The 8,599-nt window shown below is 67.8% G+C and carries 11 protein-coding genes; 2 read left to right on the top strand and 9 right to left on the bottom strand.

The features are described 5' to 3' along the window. From QOC69_RS20565 to QOC69_RS20550, 4 genes are all read right to left on the bottom strand, one after another. Positions 1-882 (bottom strand): ABC transporter ATP-binding protein (locus tag QOC69_RS20565; protein ID WP_526442993.1); only part of this gene is annotated, 882 nt, incomplete at its 3' end. Next, positions 879-1,691, bottom strand: a complete 813-nt coding sequence (locus QOC69_RS20560; protein ID WP_526442991.1) for a carbohydrate ABC transporter permease — start codon at positions 1,689-1,691, stop codon at positions 879-881. The genes QOC69_RS20560 and QOC69_RS20565, both read right to left, overlap by 4 nt. Next, positions 1,688-2,560 (bottom strand): carbohydrate ABC transporter permease, encoded by an 873-nt coding sequence (locus tag QOC69_RS20555; protein ID WP_526442989.1) that lies wholly within the window; start codon positions 2,558-2,560, stop codon positions 1,688-1,690. The genes QOC69_RS20560 and QOC69_RS20555 overlap by 4 nt, the downstream gene beginning before the upstream one ends. Then, on the bottom strand, positions 2,557-3,909 hold the full coding sequence (locus QOC69_RS20550; protein WP_526442987.1) for an ABC transporter substrate-binding protein: 1,353 nt from the start codon (positions 3,907-3,909) through the stop codon (positions 2,557-2,559). The genes QOC69_RS20555 and QOC69_RS20550 overlap by 4 nt, the downstream gene beginning before the upstream one ends. Before the next feature lie 128 nt (positions 3,910-4,037). Here QOC69_RS20550 and QOC69_RS20545 point away from each other — a divergent pair, with 128 nt between their 5' ends. Then, positions 4,038-4,424, top strand: a complete 387-nt coding sequence (locus QOC69_RS20545) for a hypothetical protein (RefSeq protein ID WP_526442985.1) — start codon at positions 4,038-4,040, stop codon at positions 4,422-4,424. Next, entirely contained in the window at positions 4,421-4,804 is a 384-nt protein-coding gene (locus QOC69_RS20540; RefSeq protein WP_526442983.1) for a DUF3817 domain-containing protein, read from the top strand. The genes QOC69_RS20545 and QOC69_RS20540 overlap by 4 nt, the downstream gene beginning before the upstream one ends. Here QOC69_RS20540 and rdgB read toward each other — a convergent pair. The 5 genes from rdgB to QOC69_RS20515 all read right to left on the bottom strand — a co-directional run. Next, the gene (rdgB, locus tag QOC69_RS20535; protein WP_526442981.1) at positions 4,799-5,401 is read right to left on the bottom strand and encodes an RdgB/HAM1 family non-canonical purine NTP pyrophosphatase; all 603 of its coding nucleotides are present in this window, start codon (positions 5,399-5,401) and stop codon (positions 4,799-4,801) included. The two genes, QOC69_RS20540 and rdgB, sit on opposite strands and share 6 nt — an antisense overlap. 26 nt (positions 5,402-5,427) lie before the next feature. Then, on the bottom strand, positions 5,428-6,210 hold the full coding sequence (gene rph, locus QOC69_RS20530; protein ID WP_526442979.1) for a ribonuclease PH: 783 nt from the start codon (positions 6,208-6,210) through the stop codon (positions 5,428-5,430). A gap of 27 nt (positions 6,211-6,237) precedes the next feature. Further along, positions 6,238-7,011 (bottom strand): cyclic nucleotide-degrading phosphodiesterase, encoded by a 774-nt coding sequence (locus QOC69_RS20525; RefSeq protein WP_526442977.1) that lies wholly within the window; start codon positions 7,009-7,011, stop codon positions 6,238-6,240. A 171-nt stretch (positions 7,012-7,182) separates the two neighbouring features. Continuing rightward, the gene (locus QOC69_RS20520; RefSeq protein WP_526442975.1) at positions 7,183-7,851 is read right to left on the bottom strand and encodes a rhomboid family intramembrane serine protease; all 669 of its coding nucleotides are present in this window, start codon (positions 7,849-7,851) and stop codon (positions 7,183-7,185) included. Next, the coding region (locus QOC69_RS20515; protein ID WP_526442973.1) for a pyridoxal-phosphate dependent enzyme at positions 7,842-8,599 on the bottom strand (758 nt) is incomplete at its 5' end. The genes QOC69_RS20520 and QOC69_RS20515, both read right to left, overlap by 10 nt.

The following is an 8,599-nucleotide window of genomic DNA, read 5'->3' as shown; positions in this document are numbered from 1 at the left end:
CAATTCGACCAACTCGAAGCGCCCAGCCCCGCCGGCATCCGGCCGCACCAGCACGTCCTCGGGCCGCACTGCGACGGTCACCGCTGGCTGATCGGGTCCGGTGACATCCCAGCGAATGCCGTCGGCGTCGAAGACTCCGCCGTCGATCCGGCCACTGATCAGGTTGGCGGTCGGCGATCCGATGAAGCCGGCGACGAAGGTGTTGGCCGGCGAGCGGTAGAGGTCGTGCGGCGTGCCGCGCTGCTCGATCCGTCCCGCGTTGAGCACCACCAGCTGGTCGGCGATGGTCATCGCCTCCTCCTGGTCGTGCGTGACGTACAGCGCGGTGATGCCGAGTTCTTGCTGCAACCGCCGGATTTCGGAGCGCAGCTCGACGCGCAGCTTGGCATCGAGGTTGCTCAACGGTTCGTCGAAGAGGAACACCGAGGGCGTGCGCACCAGGGCACGCGCGATCGCCACCCGCTGCTGCTGGCCGCCGGACAGCTGGCGTGGCTTGCGGTCGAGCAGCTTCGTGATGCCCACGCGCTCGGCGGCCTCGCGGGCCCGTTGTGCGGCAACGTCTTTGGCCACGCCGGCGTTGCGGAGCGGGAACGCGATGTTGCCCGCGACGCTCAACTGCGGGTAGAGGGCGTAGTTCTGGAACACCATCGCCACGTCACGCTGCCTCGGGGTGGCGGCGGTGACGTCGCGGTCACCGATGTGCACCGCGCCGCTGTCGGCCGATTCCAGACCGGCCACGATCCGCAGGGTGGTGGACTTGCCGCAGCCCGACGGTCCGACCAGCACCGTCAACGAACCATCGGGGAGGGATAGGCTCACATCGTCGACCACGGCGGTGTCACCGTAGGACTTCGTAATGCCCACCAGCTCAACGGCGCTCACTTGGTCGCACCCGTCGCAAGCCCGCCCAGGTACCGCTGAGCCGCCAGCGCCAGGACGTACACCGGCGCGATGCCAACCAGTCCTGCCGCCGCCTGCTGGCCGAACTGCACATTGCGATCACCCTGAAACAGCGACAATCCCACCGTCAACGTCTGACTCTCCTTCGTCACCGCGAGATACACCGCGAACAGAAAATCGTTGTAGCTCAGGAAGAACACCACCAGAAGCGCCGCCACGACGCCTGGCCAGAGCAGCGGCAGCACCGCCTTGCGGAACGCACCGACCACCGACAAGCCGTCGATGACCGCCGCCTCCTCGATCTCGACCGGGATCCGGCGCACGAAACCGTCGAGCAGCCACACCGCGACCGGGACGTTGGCGATCCCGTTGACCACCACCAGACCCAGCAGGTTGTTGGTCAGACCCGCATACCGCAGCAGAAAGAACAGCGGGATGATCGCCACGATCGGCGGTGCACAGTAGCTGGCCAACAGCGCGGTCAGAAGACGTTCCCCCCGATAGCGACGCGCCGTGAAATATGCTGCCGGCGTGGCGATCACGACGGCGAGCAGGGCCGCGCCCACCGCGATCACCCAGGAGTTGCGCAACATCGTGCCCAGCGCGATCGTGTCGAACACCTTGGTGAAGTTGGTGAGCGTCCACTCGGTCGGCCATAGCCGGGAGTTCAGCACGTCGTCGGGAGGCCGCAGCGACAGCGACACCAGATAGCCGACCGGTATCAGCGCGGCGATCGCGATCACCGCCAGCGCGACCCGCACCGCCCAGTAGTGCCGACGGGCCGGGGTCACGAGCCCTCCGCCTTCAGCGCGCGTGCCCGGGTGGCGGTGACGATCGTGGCGACCGCGCCGACGACGGCAGCGAAGATCAGCGTCTGAGCGGCCGCTGTGCCCATGTCGAAGCTGCCGCGAAGGCCGGTCTGGTAGATCGCGTACGGGGACAGGGTGGTGGCGAAACCCGGTCCCCCTGCGGTGATCACGACGATCAGGTCGAACACCTTGTAGCCGATCACCAATTCCAGGACGGCCACTGCCCACTGGGTGGGCGCGATCGCCGGCCAGACCACGGTGGTGAAGGTCCGCCACGTGCCTGCACCGTCGATCCGGGCCGACTCGAGCAGCTCGGGGCGCACCACACCGAGCGCGGCGAACGAGATCAGCACGGCGAACGGCGTCCACTGCCAGACGTGGATGAGCAGAATCACCAGGAACGCGCCCACTCCCGAACCCAGCGGATTGAACCCGCCAAGGCCAATGGCCGAGAACGCTTGCGCGAAGCCGCCGCCCACCGGAGCGAGCAGCAGCTTCCACGCCACCCCGATGAGGACCGGCGCGGTCACCAATGGCAGCAGCAGTAGCGCGCCCACCACGCCGAACTTGGTCCCGCGGGCACGCAGCAGCACGGCGAGCGCCAATCCCAATGAGGTGGTCGCGACAGTCGCAAGCAGGGCGAACACGGTGGAGCGGCCCAGCGACGGGACGAACGCCGCCGACGTCAACGCCGACGAGAAGTTCTCGGCGCCGGAGAAGCTGCGGAGCGGATGGGCGAGCGACGAATCCGTGATGGCCAGCGCGATCAGGTATCCCGTTGGGTAGACCAGGAACAGCAGCAGCCCGGCCACGGCAGGCAACGCCAGCCAGAGCGGGACACGCCGGCTCATGTCAGGGATTTCTCCCAACTGGATTGGGCGTTGCCCAGTGATTGTTCCACGGTTTGGCTGCCCGCGATCGCCAGCGCAAGCTGATCGACCAGATCCTGCAGAAGCTTCGGTGCGCCAGCCTCCTTCGGCCACACCAGCGGATGGCCACCTAGACCCTCCCTGATCGGTCCGATCGCCTTGGTGACGACCTTGGCGTACCCGTCGGCGTCCAGGACGGCGCCACGGATCGGGTCGATGCCTGCGCCGGCCGTCGAGGAGACGCTGAGGTTCTGCGCGGCCGCCGTGGCCCACGCCACGAAGGCGGCGGCCGCGTCGGGGTTCTTGGCGGCGGTGGAGATACCGAGCCCGAATCCGGCGTCCAACGCGGTGCGCGGCGTCGTGTTCTTTCCGCCGACGGGCAGGGACACCGCACCCCACCGGCCCGCGATCTTCGACGCCGTCGGATCTTCGGCGCGCAGCGCCATGTCCGTCCACGTGTCCAGCAGCGCGCCCTGCCCGGTCAGGAACGCCTGGTTGGCCTGGTCGAAGCCGATCTGCAACGGGGTGGGCAGTGCGGAGGGGGCGACCGCGACGAGATGCTTGGCCGCGGCGATCGCGGCGTCGGAGGTCAGGGCGGGCTTGCCGTTGGCGTCGACCAGCTCGCCGCCGTAGCCGGTGAGCCGGTTGATGAACGAGCAGCCGAGGATCATCGGAACCTGTTGGCCGGACACGATCGCGCCGTAGGCCGAGCCGCGGGCGTCGGTGGTGATCTTGGCCGACACCTCGTCGTACTCGTCCCAGGTCTTCGGCGGTTGCACCTTGTAGCGGTCCAGCAATTCGGCGTTGTAGAACAGGATGTGGACGTCCCCGTCGTAGGGCAGGCCGTAACGCTTGCCACCCAGCAGGGTGTACGGGTCGTAGATCGACGGCAGGTAGCCGGCCACGTCGATCTTGTCCTTGTTGGTGTCGATCCACTCGGTGAGATCGGTCAGGGCGCCGGCGTCGACGAGATCACCAAGACCGAAGTAGAAGTAGTCGAAGACGTCGAATTCGCCGGTGCCGCTTTGCACGTCGAGGATCTGCTTGCTGGTCAGCTGGTCGTACGGCGCAGCGGTCACGTCGAGATCGCCGCCTGAAGCTGCCTTCCACGCCGGTGCCAGCACGTCGCGGAACGACGTGACGTGCGGCTGGTTCACCAGCAGCTTGAGCGTGACGCCGTCGAACTTGCCTGATACCGGTGCATTTCCCGCCAAGGCGCGGGCACCGTCCGAGGAACCGCAGGCGGCCAGCACCGGGCCAAGGACCGCGGCCCCGCCAGCCAGACCGATCAATTGCAGCCCGCGGCGTCGCGAGAACGCGGAAGTAGTCACGACCTCTGAAGCTATAAAGCCGCGGCCACCGGGGGCGAGGTAAAAACTCACCGCGATCACTAGCCGTGGTCGTCGTTCCGCTCCGCCTGCAGGTGAAGGCCAGAAACCGGGCGCGGTACCGTGGAACGATGTCCACTACACGGCGTAGGAGGCCAGCACTCATCCTGCTGGTCGTCGTCGCCGCGGCCGGCTGCCTGGGCCTGGCCTGGTGGCAGTGGACCCGCTACGAGTCGACCTCGGGCACCTTCCAGAACCTGGGCTACGCCCTTCAGTGGCCGATGTTCGCTGCGTTCTGCTTCTACGGCTACTACAAGTTCGTCCGCTACGAGGAAGCCCCGCCCGTGAAGGCGACGGGCGAACAGACCGAAATCCCCGCAGGCCTGCTGCCCGAACGGCCGAAACCTGCAACGCCATCCGAGAACGACCCGGCGCTGCGCGAGTACAACACCTACCTGGCCGAGCTCGCCAAGTCCGACGCCACATCCGATACCGCCGACGACAGGACCACCCCATGAGCAGCCCCGATCCCGAAGCGCCCGCCGAACGGCCGGAAGCCGACGACCCGGCGCCCGCGGCACCGCCGAAGGAGACCCTCCGCAAGGCGCTGCTCGGCTACCGCGTGATGGCGTGGACCACGGGCATCTGGCTGATCGCGCTGTGCTACGAGATGGTGCTCAAGTACATCGTCAAGGTCGAGGACCCACCCAGCTGGATCGGCGTCGTGCACGGCTGGGTGTACTTCGTCTACCTGCTCTTCACCGCGAACCTCGCGGTCAAGGTCCGCTGGCCGATCGGCAAGACCGTCGGCGTGCTGCTCGCTGGCACCATCCCGCTGCTCGGCATTATCGTCGAGCACTTCCAGACGCGGAACATCAAGGCGCAGTTCGGCTTATAGCGCGGCCAGCGCGCGCAGCGCGGGCACCAGCAGCGCCAGCGCCCGCCCCCGATGCGACGCCGCGTCCTTCTCCGCAGGAGTCAGTTCGGCCGCCGAGCGTGAAGACCCAAGGGGCACGAACACGGGGTCGTAGCCGAACCCGCCGTCCCCGCGCGGCTCGCGCGCCACGACGCCGGGCCACTCCCCCCGCGCCACGGTCTCGCCCGCCGACGACACAAGCGCGCACGCCGAGACGAACGCGGCCGCGCGACGCGAATCGGGCACGTCGCCGAGTTGCCCCAACAGCAGCCTCAGATTCGCCAGGTCGTCGCCGTGGGCACCGGACCAGCGGGCCGACAGCACACCCGGCATGCCGTTCAGCGCATCGACCGCCAACCCGGAGTCATCTGCCACGGCGGGCACACCGGTCGCCCGGAACGCGTCACGCGCCTTGGCCAACGCGTTCTCCTCGAACGTCGCACCCGTCTCGGGCGCCTCGTCGAAGGCCGGAACGTCGTCCAACGACAACAGGCGAAGACCAGACACCCCCGCGGCGTCCAGCACCCGGTGCAGTTCGGCCAGTTTCTTGAGGTTGCGGCTGGCCACCAGAAGATCCACGGCCGTTTGTGCTCCTCGCGTGCGCGTCAGCTTCCGAACGCCTTCTTGGCCGGCGTGGACGGCTCGGGCAGCACGCCGGGGTACGGCAGCTCGAGCGCCTCGCGCTGGATGACGAAGATCTGCTCAATTGCGCCGAGGGCGGCGTCGAGCATCTTGTCCAGGGTCGAGCGCGGGAACGTCGCTCCCTCACCCGTGCCCTGGATCTCGACCAGTGTGCCGGTGTCGGTGGCGACGACGTTCATGTCCACCTCGGCGCGCGAGTCCTCGGTGTAGGGCAGGTCGACGCGTACCCGGCCGTCGACCACCCCGACGGACACCGCGGCGATCGCGCAGGACAACGGCCGTGGATCGGACAGCCGTCCCGCGGCGGACAGGTACGTCACCGCGTCCGACAACGCCTCGTTGGCGCCGGTGATCGCGGCGGTGCGGGTGCCGCCGTCGGCCTGCAGCACGTCGCAGTCGATTGCGATGGTGTTCTCACCGAGCGCGCCGAGGTCGATGCACGCCCGCAGTGAGCGGCCGACCAGTCGGCTGATCTCCTGGGTGCGGCCGCCGACGCGGCCCTTGACCGACTCGCGGTCCGACCGTTCGTGGGTGGCGGCGGGCAGCATGGCGTACTCGGCGGTGAGCCAGCCCTGGCCGGACCCCTTGCGCCACCGGGGCACGCCCTCGGTGACGCTGGCCGCGCACATGACCCGGGTCTGGCCGAACTCCACGAGCACCGAGCCGGCCGGATGGGAGGTGAAGCCGCGGGTGATGGTTACCGGTCGCAACTCGTCGTCGAGGCGGCCGTCTTCTCGTCTGGACACGCAGCAACCCTAACGGGCGGGTATGACTCAGTGATGCGTGACGTCGAACGTCTCGTCACACACGACCGCGTGCACCGGACCGTCGAACTCCGCCTTGGCCTCGCTGATCACGTCCTCACGGGACGTCCACGGCGGAATGTGGGTCAGCAGAAGTTCGCGCACCCCGGCGTTTCGTGCCGCGCGGCCCGCCTCGGTGCCGGACAGGTGCAGTTTCGGCGGATGGTCGGGCGAGTGGGTCCAGGACGCCTCGCACAGGAAGACGTCGGCGCCGCGCGCGAGTTCGACCAGCGCGTCGCAGTAGCCGGTGTCGCCGCTGTAGACGAACGTCGCACCGGACGGGTCGGTGACCCGCATGCCGTAGGACTCCGTCGGATGGCACACCAGTCGCGGCACCACGGACAGCGACCCGATGGTGACCGGCTGATTGTCGACCCAGTGGCGGATCTCGAAGACGTCGGAGAAGTCGTCGATCTCGCGGCCCTCGGGTGACGACGCCGCACCCAGCCGCGCCCAGGTGTTGGCAGGTCCGTACATCAGGGCGCGGCCCTGTGGCGGATTGGGATGGTAGCGGCGCCACACGAACAGTCCGGGAAGATCCAGGCAATGATCGGCGTGCAGGTGCGAGAGCAGCACGCTCACGGTGCCGGGATCGGCATGGCGCTGTAGCGCGCCGAGCACGCCGCCGCCGAAGTCGATCACCAGCGGTGGCGTATCGGGTGCAGTCACCAAATATCCCGAAGCTGGCGAATCAGGCCCGACAACGCTGCCGGAGCATCCCAGTACGGTGATTCGCACGCTCACTAGCTTGCCATGCCCGATCTTGCTCTGACGAAAACATCACAGCATTCCGCGACGAGTCTCATTCTTCCAACACGATGTGACGCCTCACCAGGTTCGATGTCGCAGCGACCGGAGACCCGATACGCCGTTGAATGTGGCGAACGCCTCATCTCAGCAAAGGACGAACGAGCGTCAATAGGACAGCTGTGGCGACGTTCCGGTCTTGCGCTTCTCGCGGGCCTTGCGCTCCGGCCCGGACAGCACGTAGGCGGCGAACACACCGGCGATGCCGCCACACAGGTGCCCCTGCCACGACACCCCGAAGGTGCCGGGGAGTGCCCCGAGCAGCACACCGCCGTAGATGAACAGCACGACGATGCCGACGATGATCTGCCAGGGCTTGCGGGTGAAGAACCCGAACACGATCAGGAACGTCAGCCAGCCGAAGATCAGGCCCGATGCGCCGATGTGGTTGGTCTCCACGCCGGGTGGGGCGCCGATGTTGCCGATCAGCCAGGTACCGAAGCCGCCGAGGATCCAGACGATCGCGGTCGCGTAGATGAACCGGGACATCCCGGCCAACGTGACGAGGAAGCCGAGCACCAGGGCCGGCCCGGTGTTGGCGATGAGGTGTTCCCAGTTGGCGTGCAGCAGCGGCGCCCAGATGATGCCCCACAGCCCGTCGGATTCGAGCGGACGGATGCCGTCGGCGTTGAGCTCCTGATGGTTCACCGCGTCCCATGCCTCGATGACGTAGAGCAGCGTGATGAAGCTGAAGATGGTGGCCCCGCCGATCATCCAGGCGGGTCGCTCCTTCTTCTGCGGCGCGGGTGTGTAACCGGTGGTGCCGCTCATGCCCATAGCTGCCCTTCCAATGCGTCCTCGGCATCATCCAGGCTACCGGCGTACGCGCCGGTCGACAGATACTTCCATCCGGCGTCGGCCACTACGAACGCGATGTCGGCGCGCTCGCGCGCCTTGCGCGCCTTGGCCGCCATGCCCAGCGCCGCGTGCAGGATCGCTCCGGTCGAGATGCCTGCGAAGATGCCCTCGACTTGAACCAGTTCGCGGGTGCGCTTGACGGCGTCGAAGGACCCGACCGAATAGCGCGTGGTGAGCACCTCGGGGTCGTACAACTCGGGGACGAAGCCCTCGTCGATGTTGCGCAGCGCGTAGACGCCCTCGCCGTAGCGCGGCTCGGCGGCGACGATCTGGACGCCGGGGACGTGCTCGCGCAGATACCGCCCCGTCCCCATCAGCGTGCCGGTGGTGCCAAGGCCCGCGACGAAGTGCGTGATCTCCGGCAGGTCGGCGAGGATCTCCGGCCCGGTGCCGTAGTAGTGCGCGTCGGCGTTGGCCGGGTTGCCGTACTGGTAGAGCATCACCCACTCGGGGTGCTCCTCGGCCAGCTGCTTGGCCATGGCCACCGCGGTGTTCGAGCCGCCCTCGGCGGGCGAGTAGATGATCTTCGCGCCGTAGAGCTCCAACAGCTGACGCCGTTCGATCGACGTGTTCTCCGGCATCACGCAGATCATCTGGTAACCCTTGAGCAGCGCCGCCATCGCCAGCGAGATGCCGGTGTTGCCGCTGGTGGGCTCGAGGATCGTCG

The organism is Mycobacterium sp., from assembly GCF_032162105.1.
Taxonomy (GTDB): Bacteria; Actinomycetota; Actinomycetes; order Mycobacteriales; family Mycobacteriaceae; genus Mycobacterium.
Note: the sequence above shows the minus strand (reverse complement) of the source record. Positions and strands in the feature narration are given on the sequence as shown.